This window comes from Pedobacter jejuensis, from assembly GCF_003725795.1.
Taxonomy (GTDB): Bacteria; Bacteroidota; Bacteroidia; order Sphingobacteriales; family Sphingobacteriaceae; genus Pedobacter; species Pedobacter jejuensis.
Map to the genome: position 1 here is coordinate 170586 of NZ_RBEE01000012.1, position 16331 is coordinate 186916.

Annotated in this window: 14 protein-coding genes; 7 read left to right on the forward strand and 7 right to left on the reverse strand. The window is 35.6% G+C overall.

Features of this window, described 5'->3' with window-relative positions; all coding sequences use genetic code 11:
* Positions 1–35: 35 nt before the first annotated feature.
* The 5 genes from D7004_RS08310 to dnaE all read right to left on the reverse strand — a co-directional run bounded on the left by D7004_RS08310 (position 36) and on the right by dnaE (position 8783).
* On the reverse strand, positions 36–443 hold the full coding sequence (locus D7004_RS08310; protein WP_123205418.1) for a helix-turn-helix domain-containing protein: 408 nt from the start codon (positions 441–443) through the stop codon (positions 36–38).
* 184 nt (positions 444–627) lie between these two features.
* Positions 628–2271 carry a glycine--tRNA ligase gene (locus D7004_RS08315; RefSeq protein WP_123205419.1) on the reverse strand — a complete coding sequence of 548 codons (1644 nt, stop codon included), beginning with the start codon at positions 2269–2271 and terminating at the stop codon, positions 628–630.
* A gap of 192 nt (positions 2272–2463) precedes the next feature.
* On the reverse strand, positions 2464–3666 hold the full coding sequence (locus tag D7004_RS08320) for a PQQ-dependent sugar dehydrogenase (RefSeq protein ID WP_123205420.1): 1203 nt from the start codon (positions 3664–3666) through the stop codon (positions 2464–2466).
* A 184-nt stretch (positions 3667–3850) separates the two neighbouring features.
* On the reverse strand, positions 3851–4171 hold the full coding sequence (gene trxA / locus D7004_RS08325; RefSeq protein WP_109923776.1) for a thioredoxin: 321 nt from the start codon (positions 4169–4171) through the stop codon (positions 3851–3853).
* 178 nt (positions 4172–4349) lie between these two features.
* The gene (gene dnaE / locus D7004_RS08330; protein ID WP_123205421.1) at positions 4350–8783 is read right to left on the reverse strand and encodes a DNA polymerase III subunit alpha; all 4434 of its coding nucleotides are present in this window, start codon (positions 8781–8783) and stop codon (positions 4350–4352) included.
* A 237-nt stretch (positions 8784–9020) separates the two neighbouring features.
* Here dnaE and D7004_RS08335 point away from each other — a divergent pair, with 237 nt between their 5' ends.
* Positions 9021–10055 (forward strand): S41 family peptidase, encoded by a 1035-nt coding sequence (locus tag D7004_RS08335; RefSeq protein WP_123205422.1) that lies wholly within the window; start codon positions 9021–9023, stop codon positions 10053–10055.
* 42 nt (positions 10056–10097) lie between these two features.
* Here D7004_RS08335 and D7004_RS08340 read toward each other — a convergent pair whose 3' ends face one another.
* The gene (locus D7004_RS08340; protein WP_123205423.1) at positions 10098–10550 is read right to left on the reverse strand and encodes a lipocalin family protein; all 453 of its coding nucleotides are present in this window, start codon (positions 10548–10550) and stop codon (positions 10098–10100) included.
* A gap of 24 nt (positions 10551–10574) precedes the next feature.
* The gene (locus D7004_RS08345; RefSeq protein ID WP_244214276.1) at positions 10575–11120 is read right to left on the reverse strand and encodes a lipocalin family protein; all 546 of its coding nucleotides are present in this window, start codon (positions 11118–11120) and stop codon (positions 10575–10577) included.
* A 120-nt stretch (positions 11121–11240) separates the two neighbouring features.
* Here D7004_RS08345 and mdh point away from each other — a divergent pair, with 120 nt between their 5' ends.
* The 6 genes from mdh to D7004_RS08375 all read left to right on the forward strand — a co-directional run bounded on the left by mdh (position 11241) and on the right by D7004_RS08375 (position 16314).
* Entirely contained in the window at positions 11241–12179 is a 939-nt protein-coding gene (gene mdh / locus D7004_RS08350) for a malate dehydrogenase (RefSeq protein WP_123205424.1), read from the forward strand.
* Positions 12180–12288: 109 nt separating this feature from the next.
* Complete coding sequence (locus D7004_RS08355) at positions 12289–12714, forward strand: aspartyl protease family protein (RefSeq protein ID WP_123205425.1); 426 nt, start codon at positions 12289–12291, stop codon at positions 12712–12714.
* Positions 12715–12793: 79 nt separating this feature from the next.
* On the forward strand, positions 12794–13333 hold the full coding sequence (locus D7004_RS08360) for an SRPBCC family protein (protein ID WP_123205426.1): 540 nt from the start codon (positions 12794–12796) through the stop codon (positions 13331–13333).
* Positions 13334–13504: 171 nt separating this feature from the next.
* On the forward strand, positions 13505–14182 hold the full coding sequence (locus D7004_RS08365) for a response regulator transcription factor (RefSeq protein WP_123205427.1): 678 nt from the start codon (positions 13505–13507) through the stop codon (positions 14180–14182).
* Positions 14182–15534 (forward strand): sensor histidine kinase, encoded by a 1353-nt coding sequence (locus tag D7004_RS08370; RefSeq protein ID WP_123205428.1) that lies wholly within the window; start codon positions 14182–14184, stop codon positions 15532–15534. The genes D7004_RS08365 and D7004_RS08370 overlap by 1 nt, the downstream gene beginning before the upstream one ends.
* 282 nt (positions 15535–15816) lie before the next feature.
* On the forward strand, positions 15817–16314 hold the full coding sequence (locus D7004_RS08375) for a hypothetical protein (protein ID WP_123205429.1): 498 nt from the start codon (positions 15817–15819) through the stop codon (positions 16312–16314).
* Positions 16315–16331 lie beyond the last annotated feature (17 nt).

Consider the following 16331-nt stretch of genomic DNA (forward strand, 5'->3'; position numbering starts at 1 on the left):
TGATAGCTTAAGTAAAAATGGTGAGTACTTAAGTTTTATATGGTGACAATTTCCTTTTTTTGGACTAACGACTGGAAATAGGCCTCCCGATATTGTTTCGGTGTTTGACCGGAAAAATGTTTAAAAAACTTGGTGAAGTTGGATGGGTCGTACGTTAAGGTTCTGGCAATTTCTGCAATCGGCGTACTCACATTTTGCAACATTGATTTCGAAATTTCCATCAGCCGCTCTTCAAAAAAGTAACAAGGTGAATGGCCGGTTGCTGATTTTATAGTGTTGCTGAAATGTGTAGGATGGACATGTAATAATGCAGCGAAATCTCTAACCTCAAACATTTCAGTTGCCCTGCCAGATACAATGTCATCAAGATGTTTATCCAGTTCTTTTAAATAATCTGCAGCAATTTCATGTTGGCGAGCAAAGAATTTTTGAGGAATGTTCATATTGATGGTTTGAAATTTAATCAAATGTAAGGATTAAGAAATTTTATTTTTGTTAATAATTAAATGTTCTAGGTGTCTAAGGTGGTAAATTATATTTAATCACAAAAAAAAGCCGCTGGCTATAAACCCGCGGCTAAATAATATTATTAATAGATGCTGAACCAATTTCAGCATGACGAATTTTTTAAGTTAAAAGCGTTTTCCAGCTAACAGCTTTACCAATAATATCGCCTAAATCGGCAATGGCAACACGTTCCTGTTCCATGCTATCGCGATGGCGGATGGTAACTGTATTATCTTCCAAACTTTGGTGGTCAATTGTTAAACAGAAAGGTGTTCCAATTGCATCCTGACGGCGATAGCGTTTACCAATTGCATCTTTCTCTTCATAAATACAATTGAAATCGAATTTCAAAGTATCAATAATTTCTCGAGCCTTTTCTGGCAAACCATCCTTTTTAGTTAAAGGGAAAACGGCTACTTTGTAAGGAGCTAAAGCCGGGTGTAAACGCAATAACGTACGGCTATCCTGTTTATCCTCGGTGCTTAAATCTTGTTCCTCAAATGCATTAATCATTGTAAGCAAAAACATACGGTCTAACCCAATTGAAGTTTCAATAACGTATGGCACATAGTTGCCGTAAGGCTTGCCATCTTCGTTTAAATCGTTATCGAAATACTGTAATTTCTTACCAGAAAACTCCTGATGTTGTGTTAAATCGAAATCGGTTCTGCTGTGAATACCTTCAACTTCTTTAAATCCGAACGGGAATTCGAACTCAATGTCTGTTGCAGCGTTAGCGTAATGCGCTAATTTAACATGGTCGTGGTAACGGTATTTTTCTGGAGCAGTGCCCAAAGCTTTATGCCATTTCAAACGAGCTTCTTTCCAGTACTCAAACCATTTTTTATCCTCACCCGGGCGAACGAAAAATTGCATTTCCATTTGTTCAAATTCACGCATACGCATGATAAACTGGCGGGCTATTACTTCGTTTCTAAATGCTTTACCAATCTGTGCAATACCGAAAGGAATTTTCATTCTTCCCGATTTTTGAACATTTAAAAAGTTTACAAAAATACCTTGTGCCGTCTCCGGACGAAGATAAACTTCATCGCTACCTTCAGCCATTGCGCCAAACTGTGTACTAAACATCAGGTTAAACTGGCGAACATCTGTCCAGTTAGAGGTTTTTGAAATTGGGCAAATTACCTTGTAATCAACGATTAAATCTTTAAGTTGTGCCAAGTTTTCAGATTTTAGCGCAAGGTTCATTTCTACCTCGAGTGCCAAACCTTTCTTAACAAATCTCCAGCTTGCCTCTTCAATAAAAGGATATTTAGCAACTTCTAAGATACCATCTTCATCTTTAAAACTAGGTACCCAGCTTGCTTGTCCTTCATCGCTCAACCCTAAAATTTCTTGTTGAAATTCTTCAAATTTAGCTTTGTTTTCTGCCGAGAAATTAGCCAATTCAGCATAAAGTTCATCAATTTTATTTTCTAGTAACTGGTCGGCACGGTAACGTTTTTTCGAATCTTTATTATCAATCATCGGGTCGTTAAAACCATCCACATGTCCGCTAGCTTTCCAAACTTTTGGGTGCATAAAAATTGCAGAATCAATTCCAACAATGTTTTCATGCATTTGTACCATGGCCTTCCACCAGTACGATTTAATATTATTTTTCAATTCGGCACCCAATTGGCCGTAATCGTAAACGGCACTTAAGCCATCGTATATTTCGCTGCTTTGAAATACGAAACCGTATTCTTTAGCGTGTGATATTACATTTTTAAATTGTTCGTCGTTATTCTTTTGAGCCATAATGCTGGCAAAGATAATAAATAAGGTAAAAGGTTTTGACTAGGATTTTAAGGATTGTTGGATTTTAGGATTTTGGAGATTAAATAAAGTGATTAAATATTCTTTAGTGCATAGCAATCAAAGCTTATTAAAAGTTTTATCTAGAATGTTGAATATCTAGATTAAATGTCTTTATAGTATATCAATCGAAGCTTATTTCTTTGCTATTTTATAAAGTTTTCCATTATCGGTTACCGAATAAAGCGCTCCATCTTTTTCAACCATGTCGCGGAAACGTTCGCCTTTTCCTTCTAATAATCTTTCTTCACCGATAACTTTATTGTCTTTTAACACCAATCGAATAATGTGAGAGCCACCTAGACCACCAACAAAAAGATTTCCTTTCCATTCGGGAATTGCGGTGCCATTGTAAAAAGCAATACAACCAGGAGAAATGCTCGGATTCCAAAAGTAAACGGGTTGTTCCATGCCTTCTTTTTGCTGAATGGCATCACCAACCGCTTTACCACTATACTCTGTACCATAAGTAATTATTGGCCAGCCATAGTTTTTTCCTGGTTTGATAAGATTAACCTCATCACCTCCTTTTGGTCCGAATTCTGCTTCCCATAAATCTCCAGTTTGAGGATTAATGGCTAAACCATCAGGATTACGTAAACCTAATGCATAAATTTCCGGTCTGGCGTCTGCTTTACCAGCAAAAGGTCCGTTTGGAACTGGCTTACCATCTTTAGTCAAATGAAGAATTTTACCAAGAGAGGAATTTAGATATTGAGCCTGAATACGAATATCGCTACCCGAACGTTCGCCTGTACTTACAAATAAATAGCCATCCTTATCAAAAACGATCCTTGAACCATATTGCAATTTACCTCCATAAGATGGTGTGGCCCGATAAATTACAGTTTGATTTTCTAAAGCAGTTTCATTTGCTGAGAGCTTTCCTTTAGCAATCGCCAACAAAACACCCTTATCTTGTGGCTCTGAATAAGCGTAATAAACCATTCTATTTTTTGCAAAATCGGGGTCTAATGTTACATCAAGCAACCCACCTTGTCCTGATGGATCAACCTTTGGTAAGCCGGTAATCGTTTTGCTTAACGTACCATCGGCGCCAAGTATTACCATTGTACCTTTCTTTTGAGTGATTAAAAAACCGCCATTCGGTAAAACAGAAATTGCCCATGGATTTTCCAATTTCTCGTTAATAACAGTAATGTTTAATGGAGTATTTGTTTTTACGCTTCCAATCCGGGTTTGGCCTTCAAATGCTGGCTTATAATCTGCTGATGGCTGATTGGTTTCTACAGGATTTTGTGCCGAAACAGGATTCGCAAGCATTAAACTGATTGAAAACCCTGCTATTCCTAATGTTTTGTTGGTGAATGTGTTCATAGGTGATGATAAATTTTAAACTAAAGAACAAAAATATTATCGCAATAAAAAACCCGATTTCTATAAATGAACTCGGGTTTTAAATATGTTACAAGAGATAGAAAGATTATTTAATCAGCCACTAAGGATAAGATTCTAAAAATTTAGATACCTTAAACCTTCGGCCTTATAACTTTCTACCTTATTAAGCCAATTGCTTGTTTAATTTCTCAGCCAATACTGATTTTGGAACAGCACCAACTTGTTTATCAACAACTTGACCATCTTTAAAGTATAATAAAGCAGGAATGTTACGGATACCAAACTGCATTGAAATTTGCGGATTGTTATCTACGTTAACTTTACCAACGATAGCTTTGCCGTCATATTCTTTCGCGATTTCTTCTACTACTGGACCAACCATGCGACAAGGGCCACACCATTCTGCCCAAAAATCTACTAATACGGGTTTATCTGATTTTAATACAAGCTCCTCGAAGTTTGCATCTGTGATTTCTAATGCCATAATTATTTTTTTATGTTCAAATATATGTATTCAATTGTAATGCCAACGATAATGTATTGCCAATTTGACATTAGTTAAACGCTTTTGCCGCTACTATCACTCTAAACTTGTTTACAGTCTTCTCTTCAAAAAAGATGCTGAAATAAATTCAGCATGACGGATAGCGGTGCCTTCTAGCTTAATTAAGCTTATAATTCACAACATTCAAACCTACCAATTGTTCTAAGAATTTGTTGTTCGGATTAATTTTTAAGTTTTTTGAAGGTAAATCTAACATTATCTGTTTTTCGCTATCAAAAACGGCGAAATTTAACTGGCAGTTTTGCTGCTCAGAGTTTGCCTTATTGTCTGCTAAAATCGCTTCAATCTGACGCATCAAATCATCATTTACTCTTTCGATAGGAACCTGAATGGTAATGCTTTTAGTTAATTTATCCCTCAACTCAGACATCAAATTAATCGAAGTGATTTTAAACTCCCAATCACCAGCTTTGCCGAAACGTTCACCTACCCTGCCCCTAATCTGTAAGAAATATCCTTCCGTTAAAAAAGATTTAAACTTTAAAAAATCCTCTCCAAACAAGGCCATTTCCGATGCATCTTCGTAATCTTCAAAAACAAAAGTACCAAAGGGTTTACCGGTTTTTGTAATTCTTTGCGATGCCGTTACCACTAAACCACCAACGCATAATTCGCGGTTTTTAAGCTTTTCAAATTCTGCCAGAACATCTTCGTTTGTATCGCCCATCCGAACTTTATTGATGATGCTTAATTGCCGAACACCATGAGTACAAAATTTATCAAGTTCTAGTTTGTAGTTATCTAATGGATGGCCAGAAAGAAAAATTCCGATGGCATCTTTCTCATATTTAAGCCTGTCCATTAACGCCCATTCTGGCGCCACAGGTAATGTTGGCTCCAAAATCATATCTGCTTTTGAACCTCCAAATAATGAGCCTTGTGAGGTGCTTTCATTATTTTGAAAATCATTGGCGTATTTAATAATCTTCTCAATACCATTCATTTTATCGTTCGGACCTATGTAAAAATACTGAGCCCTATGACCGCCAAAAGCATCGAAAGCGCCGCTATAAACAAAACTTTCGTAAGCTTTTTTATTTACGATTCTGGTGTTAGAACGTTTCGCAAAATCGTAAACCGTGGCATAAGGTCCGTTTTCCAAACGTTCTTCAATAATACTTTCTACTGCCTTTTCGCCAACACCTTTAACTGCCGACATGCCAAAACGTACCTCACCTTTCGCATTTACGGAAAATTTTAAATCAGATTCGTTAACATCAGGACCTAAAACAACAACTCCCATTTGGCGACATTCTTCCATAAAGAAAGCAACTTGTTTTATATCGCTCATGTTATTTGAGAGCACCGCAGCCATATATTCTGCCGGATAATGTGCTTTTAAATAGGCTGTTTGGTAAGCAATCCAGGCATAACATGTAGAGTGGGATTTGTTAAATGCATAAGAAGCAAAAGCTTCCCAATCCTTCCAGATTTTTTCTAGAGTTGCTGCATCATGTCCTTTTTCAGCTGCTTGCTTTACAAACTTTGGTTTCATTTTATCCAGAACATCCTTTTGCTTTTTACCCATTGCTTTACGCAAAACATCGGCCTCGCCTTTGGTAAAACCTGCTAACTTTTGCGATAAAAGCATCACCTGCTCTTGATAAACTGTAATACCGTAGGTTTCTTTCAGATATTCTTCACAAGCATCTAAATCGTATTTTATTTCTTCCTCACCATTTTTACGCTTAACAAAACTTGGAATATATTCCATTGGTCCTGGGCGATACAAGGCGTTCATGGCAATTAAATCATCAAAAACAGTTGGTTTCAACTCTTTCATATATTTCTGCATACCTGGACTTTCGTACTGAAAAATCCCAATGGTTTCGCCTCGCTGAAAGAGTTCGTAAGTCAAAACGTCATCGATTGGAAAAGTATCTGGGTCGAGAGAAATATCGTGTCTTTTTTTAACCAGTTTTACAGTATCCTTAATAAGCGTTAGGGTTTTCAAGCCCAAAAAATCCATTTTTAATAATCCGGCACTTTCTACTACCGAGTTATCAAATTGGGTAACATATAAATCAGAATCCTTAGCTGTAGCAACAGGAACAAAGTTTGTGATATCGCTTGGTGTTATAATTACACCACAGGCATGAATACCAGTATTTCTTAAAGAGCCTTCTAAAACCTGAGCTTGTTGTATGGTTTCGCCACTTAAATCTTTTGCAAGCCCCATCGCTTTCAACTCTTGAACCCGTTCGTATTCATCCGGGCGTAAAGCATCTTTTAAAGCTTTTTCATCAAGGTTAAAGATTTTAGCCAGCTTCATATTTGGAATCAGTTTGGCTATTTTATCAGCTTCAAACAAAGGCAAATCCAAAACCCTTGCGGTATCCCGAATGGATGATTTGGCAGCCATTGTTCCATAAGTAATAATTTGGGCGACCTGACTTGAACCGTATTTATTGATAACATATTCCATTACACGCCCGCGACCTTCATCATCAAAATCGATATCGATATCGGGCATTGAAACCCTATCGGGATTTAAGAAACGCTCAAAAAGCAGGTCATATTTTAGTGGGTCGATATTGGTAATCCACAAGCAATAAGCAACTACCGAACCTGCCGCCGAACCACGACCAGGACCAACAGAAACATCTCTCCTTCTGGCTTCGGCAATAAAATCCTGTACAATTAAGAAATAACCCGGGTAACCTGTTTTCTCAATTGTAGCCAATTCAAAATCCAACCTATCAGTTATTTCGGGCGTTAAAGTAGCATAACGTTTTTTTGCACCTTCGTATGTAAGGTACCGTAAGAATTTATTTTCACCACGCTTTCCTCCGTCCGCTTCATCTTCTGCTACCAAAAATTCTTCAGGAATATCAAACTTTGGCAACAGAACTTCTCGGGCAAGCTGGTAACTTTCAATTTTATCAACAATTTCCTGAATGTTTAAAATAGCTTCGGGCAAATCAGCGAAAAGTGCCTTCATCTCATCAGGAGATTTAAAATAATATTCTTGGTTTGGTAAACCATAACGGTAACCGCGACCACGCCCAATAGGAGTTGCCTGTTTTTCGCCATCTTTTACGCAAAGCAAAATATCATGCGCATTGGCATCCTTTTTATTTATGTAATATGTGTTGTTTGTAGCTACTAACTTTACATCATGCTTTTTAGCCAAAGAAATTAAAGAAGTATTTACTCTGGTTTCATCTTCCTGATTGTGGCGCATGACCTCCACATAAAAATCAGCTCCAAATTGAGTTTTCCACCAAAGCAATGCTTCTTCTGCCTGGTTTTCACCCATGTTTAAAATTTTGTTAGCTATCTCTCCCGAAAGGTTTCCAGATAGCACAATAATATCATCTTTATATTGCTCTACAACAGTTCTATCAATCCGCGGAACATAATAAAAGCCTTTTGTATAAGCGATGGACGACATTTTTGCCAGGTTATGATAGCCTTTTTTATTCTTCGCTAAAAAAACCATTTGGTAACCATTATCTTTCGAAGTTCTATTCAGATGGTCATCGCAAACAAAAAATTCTACACCGATTATAGGTGTCATTATTACCTCGGTTGGTCTTTCACCAGCTTCTATAGCTGCTGCATTTTTGGCTTCTGCAGCTTTGTTATGATTTAAAACGTTTGAAACAAAATGAAAAGCACCCATCATATTTGCATGGTCTGTCATGGCAACTGCAGGCATTTTCTGTGCTGCCGCAGCTTTTACCAAATCTGGAATGCTTATGGTACTTTGTAAAACCGAAAACTGTGTATGGTTGTGTAGATGAACAAATGTTGCTGCTGCAAGTTCTTGTTTATTTTCTGCAAGTTCTTGTTTGGATACACCACCACCTTCTGATTGCTGCAAACGCTTGCGAATTGCATCAGAAGCTGATTTTAGATTAACATGCGGGATACCAAAACTAGGGATTGACGCAGGGTTTACCTCACGAAAACGTGGGAAATATGCTACATCTACCTGTAATTCTTCTTTGGTAAATACTTCCTTTTTAATTAATTCTAAAAAACAGCGTGTGGTTGCTTCCACATCGGCAGTAGCATTGTGCGCCTCATTAAAAGGAACGCCAAAAAGGTAAGCGTGCAATTCTGTTAAGGTTGGCAATTTGAACTTACCCCCACGCCCACCAGGCAACTTTAGCAAGCTTGCCGTAATTTCGGTACAGGTATCTAAAACAGGCATTTCTGCAAGGCGATTTTCTATACCAAAACGGTAAAATTCGCTACCCATGATGTTTACGTCAAAACCAACATTCTGGCCAACAATAAATTTTGATTTCGATAATACTGTGTTAAATTTTTCTAAAACTTCGGATAATGGAATGCCCTGTTCTTCTGCCAGTTCTGTAGAAATACCGTGAATTCGCTCTGCATCATACGGAATGTTAAAACCTTCAGGCTTAACTAAATAATCCTGATGCTCCACCATCTTTCCCATCTCATCGTGAAGTTGCCAGGCAATTTGAATACAACGTGGCCAGTTATCGGTATCGGTAATTGGCGCATTGTAATTACGAGGCAAGCCAGTGGTTTCAGTATCAAAAATTAAATACATATTTTGCGGTAAAGGATTAGCCGTATAGAAAATTTACGGTTCTTCAAAAATAGCAAATTTGAGAGGTGGATTTGTCAAATTTTATCAACAAAAAATGCAAAATAACAGCATTGATATCGTAAGTTTTAAGTGTTATATATTAGCGGATATAATTTAATTATCCATGAAATTTTTTAACATTTGCAACCATTATTGGAATAAACTCGTCTTTACTTTAACAATTAATCTTTGAAATAGATGAAGAGAATATTAGCCGTAATTTTTGTATTGAGTTTATCCCTTACTGCGGATGCACAAAAAAAGATAACACCGCAAGACAGTATTAAAATATTTTATGATAACCTTTTCTCAACCCTAAAAAGTGGATATCTACACAAGCAAACCATCAACTGGAAATTAATAGAATCGCAAACTGAGCAGGATTTAAGGCAATACAATACTTTTCAAAGCTCCCTGCTTGAAATTAAAAAACTATTTGATAAAATAGGGGCTACACACTGCAATGTATACTACAAACAAAATAAGTATTCTGCCACAGTGAAAAATATTTTAAAGGAGGATTATAGTGAGCAATGGAAAAAGAAGTATGATACCAAACCAGCGTTTGAAGTAAAAGTGATTAATGAAAAATATGGCTATATATTAATCCCCGCAATGTTGTCTTTTGATATAGGCGCAAAGAATATTCATAATATAGCACAGCCGTTATACAACAAAATAGCTGCTTTTAAAGCTGAAAATAATATTGAAGGCTGGATAATCGACTTGCGATTTAACATCGGTGGCAATTCATGGCCTATGCTGCTTGCGCTATATGACTTTTTAGGTGACAATGATATCGGTGGCTCACTAAATGAAGATAAAAAGCAAGAAAGTAAGCTTAGATTAGATAAAGGAAAATTAATTGAGAAATCAAAAATGGTATCTTTTATCAATCCGATTGGCGAATTGTTGGATAAAAAAAAAGTGAGTATTTTAACAGGCATATTTACAGCAAGTTCGGGTGAAGTTGTTGCATTGGCGTTTAAAGGCAGACCAAACACCAATTTTATTGGGGAAAATACTTACGGGGCAACCACAGGAAACATTGCCTGTAAGTTGCCTTTTAATATTACAATGGCGCTAACAACCTCATATGATAGCGATAGAAATGGGAACTATTATGAAAAAATTGTACCCGATATTCGTGTATCTAAGCAAGATAATTTTGATAATTTATCGCTTGATAAAAACATTCAACAGGGAATAGAATTTATCGATAAGAAAGAATAGAAACCAAACTGTCGATTTCATTCTCTTATCGAATTATATCTATTAAAAATGCTCCTGACTTACCAATTCACTAACATCGTAGCCTTTAAGTCTGCATCTTTCGATAATATGGACCAATAAATCTGCTTCCATTTTAGGTTCGCGGGCCATAATAAAAAGATATTCTTTATCGGGATGCCCAACAACAACGTAGCTGTAATCATCTGCCAGTTCAATTATCCAGTAACCTATTTTAAATGGCCACAAAAATTGAGCTTTCATATCTCCATCAGCTTTCTCATCCTCAAAGAATAATTTTGATGTAATGGATTTCTCCTCATCTTTACCTTCTTTGCGATAGGTAGTTAAGACATCAAAATGATCATCTTCTGTTAAAGTATATGTTTCTGTAGTTTGTTTCCAGTTTTTGTCCATCAAGGTTGGAATTGAATATAAAGAATACCATTTTCCCTCAAAAGCCTTTAAATCAATATTTGAAATAGGTTTATTTTCCATAGTAGTTAATTTAAATTGGTTCTATTAATTATGTTCCTGACTTACCAGTTTATCAACATCATATCCACTCTTTCTGCACCTTTCAATTATGGCAGCCATCAAGCTTTTATCTATGGTGGGTTTTCTGCTCATTATAAATAAATATTTCTTGTCTTGATGACCGATAACCACATAACTGTAATCATCTGGCAATTCAAGCACAAAATAACTGATTTTGAATGGCCACAAAAACTGAGCTTTCATGTCGCCATCAGGCTTATCGGCATAAAAGAATAATTTGGATTTTATAGATTGCTCTTCCGGATTTCCAATTTTATAATATGTTGTAAAAACATCAAAGCGATTATGTTTTAATGTATAATTTTCAATTGTTTTGCGCCATTTCTTATCTAAAGCTGTTGGAATGCTAGTAAGCGAATACCACTTTCCCTGAAATTTTTTAAAATCGATCTTATCAACAGGCTTATTATCCATATTGGAATTTTTATAATGATTTTTGAAAGATGTTAAAACTGAAATTGAAGTCAAAAGCGTTAACATGTATAGAAATAAGATTTTTCTCGATTTCATAATTTTATTTCAACTATTAACAGTTGGGTAATTATAAAGTTTTGAAAAGGGTTTTTTAACCCTATATTTATTTTTAACTTCGATATAATTAACGAACAGCAAAACCAAAAATAAGAAAATATGAAAGTAACGGTTGTAGGTGCGGGCGCAGTTGGCGCAACATGCGCAGATAATATTGCCCGTAAAGAATTAGCGAATGAACTTGTTCTGTTAGATATTAAAGAAGGCTTTGCCGAAGGTAAAGCCATTGATATGATGCAAACAGCTACACTTTTGGGTTTTGATACAAAAATTACTGGTGTAACAAACGATTACAGCAAAACTGCAGGCTCTGATGTGGTCGTAATTACTTCGGGTTTGCCACGTAAGCCAGGGATGACGCGAGAAGAATTAATCGGAATAAATGCCGGCATTGTTAAAGGTGTTGCCGAAAACATTTTAAAATACTCTCCAGAAACCATTATTATCGTTATCAGTAACCCGATGGATACGATGACCTATTTGGCTTTAAAATCGTTAGGCTTACCAAAAAACCGAATTATTGGCATGGGCGGAACTTTAGATAGTTCTCGATTTAAGTTCTATTTATCACAGGCATTAAATTGCAACCCGAGTGATTTGCAAGGCTTTGTTATTGGTGGCCATGGCGATACAACTATGATTCCATTAACGCGTTTGGCTACTTATCAAAGCTTACCGGTTAGCAATTTATTAGATAAAGCAACGCTGGATAAAGTTGCTGCAGATACCATGGTTGGCGGTGCAACTTTAACAGGTTTAATCGGTACATCTGCATGGTATGCTCCTGGAGCAGCTGGAGCAGCACTTGTTGAAGCAATTTTACGCGATGAGAAAAAATTATTTACCTGCTGTGTTTCGTTAGAAGGCGAATACGGTCAGCAAGATATTTGTTTAGGTGTTCCTGTAATTATTGGCCGCAATGGCTGGGAAAAAATTATAGATTTTAAATTAACCGATGAAGAACAGACTGCTTTTAATAAAAGCGCTGATGCCGTTAGAAACATGAATAGCGTGTTGGCAGATATGAAATTGGTGTAATAAAATTAATCATCTTAAACACCTATAAAAATTTAGCCACCTAAAACACCTAATAAAAACCTCATACATCAAATAGAAATACTAAGATGTCTTAGGTGGTAAAAATAGAATGAAATCAATCAAAATTCCATTAAAACTTATAAACTTACAAGACGATGGTTTCCACCTTTTGGTGGAAATTGTTGTTTTTAAGCAAAAGCATTTCGTTGTATTAGATACGGGAGCATCACGAAGTGTTTTCGACAAATCTTTGATAGAGCAGCATCTTTCCGAAACTTTACACGTATCGGATGAGATAAATGCGGCTACACTCTTTACAACTACTACAACTATCCAGGCTACCATTCCAGAAGTCAAAATAGGCTCGCTAAAGATTAAAAATTATGAAACTGTTGCTATCGATTTGCAATCGGTTACGGAAACTTACCGGCAATTTGGGCATCCACCAATTTCGGGAATAATCGGGGGAGATATTTTAATGCAATACAAAGCGGTAATTAACTATGATAAATTAACGCTCAAATTGTACAAGTAAGTGCAATTCAAATCAAACCAATTAACATTATGATTTAAAGAGGTTTATGTTTAAATTTAGATAACCAAATAAATTTAATATGAGAATCTTAAAAATTTTATTGGGAATTATTGTGGTATTGGCTATAATAATTCTTGTAGGCGGGATGTTCTTGCCCAAAACCTATTCAGTATCTAGATCATCAACAATTAACGCTCCCGATAGCGTTATTTACAAAAACATTGCTGATTTTAACGAATTTTATAAATGGAATCCATGGGCCAAAATGGAACCTACTGCAAAAGTATCATTTGCTGGCACACCAGAACAGCCAGAACATTTATATGCTTGGGTTGGAAAAGAAATTGGTTCAGGACAAATGAAAATTATAAAAGTAGAACCAAACAAACAGGTTGATATCGATTTACTATTTAAAGAACCTTTCGAAAGCCATGCAGATACAAAATTTGACATCCAACCGGAAGGAAATGGGAACAAAGTTACCTGGACAATGAGTGGCGAAAATAACTTAATAAGTAAATGGATGTGCTTGATTATGGGCGGAATGGACAAAATGATTGGAAAAGACTTTGAAAGCGGTTTAGCCAGTTTGAAGGAAAAATCTGAGAAAGAAATTTAAGTTTCATTATACCTAAATGCAAAGCTTCCTAATTAATTTTAAGAAGCTTTTTTGTTTGGTTCCCTTGATAAAAAAACAATTATGTCGGCATTACGTTAAAAAAACAGTTAAATTGAGTTTTCTTAAATTAAGATTTTGAATTACCCTATTTTTTAAATTATTTGCCATCAGATGAATTTACTGCTTGTAGAAGACGAACCGAATGTAGTTTCTGTGGTTTCGAGAGGTTTAACCGACGAAGGTTTTAACGTTAGTGTAGCACCTGATGGATTAATTGGTAAGCAAATGGCATTAGAAAATCACTTTGATTTAATTATGCTGGATATTATGTTGCCCGGAATTAATGGACTTGAGCTTTGCAAAATAATTAAGGAGCAAAAGCCAAATACACCAATTATTATGTTAACGGCTTTAGGTACAACAGAAAATATTGTAAACGGATTGGATAATGGAGCGGATGATTATCTCATTAAACCTTTTAAATTTGCTGAACTTTTCGCCAGAATAAGGACCTTATTAAGGAGATACGGTGGAATAGTATCGCTAGATCAGATTATAACCATTGCCGATTTACAAATTAATGTCAGCGCAAAAACGGTTAAACGCAATCAAAAAGAAATTGTATTAACAGCCACAGAATATCGCTTGCTCGAATTTATGGCGAAAAATAAATCAAAAATCCTATCGCGAATTGATATTTTAGAAAGTGTTTGGGATATCGATTTTAATCTTGGGACTAATGTTGTTGATGTTTATGTAAATTACCTACGTAAAAAGATAGATAAAAACTCCGAGCATAAGCTTATACATACAGCCGTTGGTTTAGGCTATGTTTTAAAAGAAAGATAATGGAAATCGCGAAAAAGATTACCTTACTTTTTGCCATATTATCAGCCGTAATTATTTCATTGTTGAGTGGCTTTGTTTGGTATTTTTCTAACGATTTCGCATTCGAAGATTTTTACAAGCGTTTGGAGGCAAGAGTAAATATCGCTGCTCAAATTAAACTTTATGAAGATGATAATAATGATGTTTATGCCAAAATGCGTAACCAATATTTGGAGCGCTTGCCGGCAGAAAGGGAATTCATTATCGAAGCAGGAAAGCCTGAAATAAAAGTAGATAGAGTTTTACCGCGAAGTTTTTATGATAGAATAAATGCTGGTTTTACAGCACGATACCGTGCAGATAACCATTTCTATGCTGGTAAATATTTTAAAAATCCGCAAAAAGGCTACATTGTTATTGTCTCAGCAAACGATCCTGTCGGTTTCCGAGAATTAAAAGATTTACAAAAAATCCTTATTATAGGTTTTTTTCTCTCCGTTATTTTGTCATTTTTAGTTGGTTGGAAATTTTCAAATTACATGCTTATGCCTTTAAGAAATGTAATTAAAAGTGTTAAAAAAATAAAAGCAGAAAATTTACACATGCGTTTAGATGTTAAAGATGGCAGCGATGAAATGTCGCAACTGGCTCAAACGTTTAACAATATGCTTAATCGCTTAGAAACCGCTTTCGAAACTCAAAACAATTTTATAAGCAATGCTTCACATGAGTTGAGGACACCATTAACCATTATTAGCGGTGAGGTTGAACTGGCCATGAAAGCCAAAGATGATTCGGAAAAACAACACAATGCTTTACTAAAAATTAAAGATGAATCTGAGCGACTAAACACCATTTTAACCAGTTTATTAGGTTTAGCGCAATCGGGCTTTAACGGCAAAAACCAACCTTGGGAAATGGTTCGAATGGATGAACTACTTTGGGAAATAAAAGATGCAGTAAATCAAGTTCATCCTAATAGTAAGATAGAGATAGATTTTAGCACCTTACCAGATGATGAAGATTTAATAACGTTAAGGGTTAACAAAAATCTAATTAAACTAGCAATCACAAATGTGGTAAGCAATGCATGCAAATATTCTGATTATAAACCTGTTACCATAACGCTCGAAAGTAAAACCAATTTATTATCTATAGCCATTACCGACCAGGGAATAGGTATTCCTGAATCAGATATCCAGCATATTTTTGAACCTTTTTACCGTGCTTCGAATACCAATAAATTTAAAGGATACGGTGTGGGTTTACCTTTATCACTAAACATTATCCGGCTCCATAGAGGAAGCATCGCAATTAAATCAAAAGAAGGAATTGGTACAGAAATCAAAATCATTTTACCTATTAAGGGGTAGTTGGGTTTTTGGTTTGTTGGTTGGTTAGTTGCTTGGTTTGTTGGTTGCTTGGTTTTTTAGATACACCTAAAACAGATTCTTATCCTTACTCTTTGCTCCTTCATCCTTGATCTTCCATATTCCATATTCCATTCCCCATCATCCATTCCCCATCATCCATCATCCATAATCCCATCTTCCATCCTAATTCTAATCAAATTTTAATCTCACTCTTATTTCGCTGTAATATCATTGGCTTAAACTTGTATAAATAATTAATCTATTTATTTAAAAACATAAGCTATGAAAACAGTATTAATCCCTACCGACTTCAATTTAGAAAGCACAAAAGCAATTGATGCACTAGTTCAAAATCTAGAGGGCGAAAAACTAAACTTAATATTTGTTCATGCATTTAAACTTTCAGATTCTATTACTGATATGCTTATGCTTAGTCGAAGAAGCCGCGATTATGAAAACGTGAGTGACGAGTTTTATTCCCTTCTAAATGAATATAAAAATAAATATCAAGGCAATATTAACACCATTGGTATAGAATATTTTTATGGTAGCACCGTTGCAGCCTTTAAAAATTTTTTAGAAGCCTTTGATGTAGATGCAATTGCCTTTTTAAAAGATTATAAGTTCACTCCAATCAATAAGTACAGCATCAACCCAAAATATTTGGGTGAACGCTCTGGTTGTAAGGTGCTTAATCTAAATGTTATGAAAGTACATCCTTCAGAGAATCTTATTGAAACAAAAATTTACGAGGCAGAAATGCAAGAAGTAAATGCGTAATTAATCACCCTTTAATT

Excerpts from the sequence above, each read along its gene's own strand:
- dnaE (WP_123205421.1), bottom strand. The coding sequence starts at position 8,783 with ATGTATTTAATTTTTGATACTGAAACCACTGGCTTGCCTCGTAATTAC.
- D7004_RS08340 (WP_123205423.1), bottom strand. The coding sequence starts at position 10,550 with ATGGAAAATAAACCTATTTCAAATATTGATTTAAAGGCTTTTGAGGGA.
- D7004_RS08345 (WP_244214276.1), bottom strand. The coding sequence starts at position 11,120 with ATGAAATCGAGAAAAATCTTATTTCTATACATGTTAACGCTTTTGACT.
- D7004_RS08315 (WP_123205419.1), bottom strand. The coding sequence starts at position 2,271 with ATGGCTCAAAAGAATAACGACGAACAATTTAAAAATGTAATATCACAC.
- trxA (WP_109923776.1), bottom strand. The coding sequence starts at position 4,171 with ATGGCATTAGAAATCACAGATGCAAACTTCGAGGAGCTTGTATTAAAA.
- mdh (WP_123205424.1), top strand. The coding sequence starts at position 11,241 with ATGAAAGTAACGGTTGTAGGTGCGGGCGCAGTTGGCGCAACATGCGCA.
- D7004_RS08370 (WP_123205428.1), top strand. The coding sequence starts at position 14,182 with ATGGAAATCGCGAAAAAGATTACCTTACTTTTTGCCATATTATCAGCC.
- D7004_RS08360 (WP_123205426.1), top strand. The coding sequence starts at position 12,794 with ATGAGAATCTTAAAAATTTTATTGGGAATTATTGTGGTATTGGCTATA.
- D7004_RS08310 (WP_123205418.1), bottom strand. The coding sequence starts at position 443 with ATGAACATTCCTCAAAAATTCTTTGCTCGCCAACATGAAATTGCTGCA.
- D7004_RS08355 (WP_123205425.1), top strand. The coding sequence starts at position 12,289 with ATGAAATCAATCAAAATTCCATTAAAACTTATAAACTTACAAGACGAT.
- D7004_RS08320 (WP_123205420.1), bottom strand. The coding sequence starts at position 3,666 with ATGAACACATTCACCAACAAAACATTAGGAATAGCAGGGTTTTCAATC.
- D7004_RS08365 (WP_123205427.1), top strand. The coding sequence starts at position 13,505 with ATGAATTTACTGCTTGTAGAAGACGAACCGAATGTAGTTTCTGTGGTT.
- D7004_RS08375 (WP_123205429.1), top strand. The coding sequence starts at position 15,817 with ATGAAAACAGTATTAATCCCTACCGACTTCAATTTAGAAAGCACAAAA.
- D7004_RS08335 (WP_123205422.1), top strand. The coding sequence starts at position 9,021 with ATGAAGAGAATATTAGCCGTAATTTTTGTATTGAGTTTATCCCTTACT.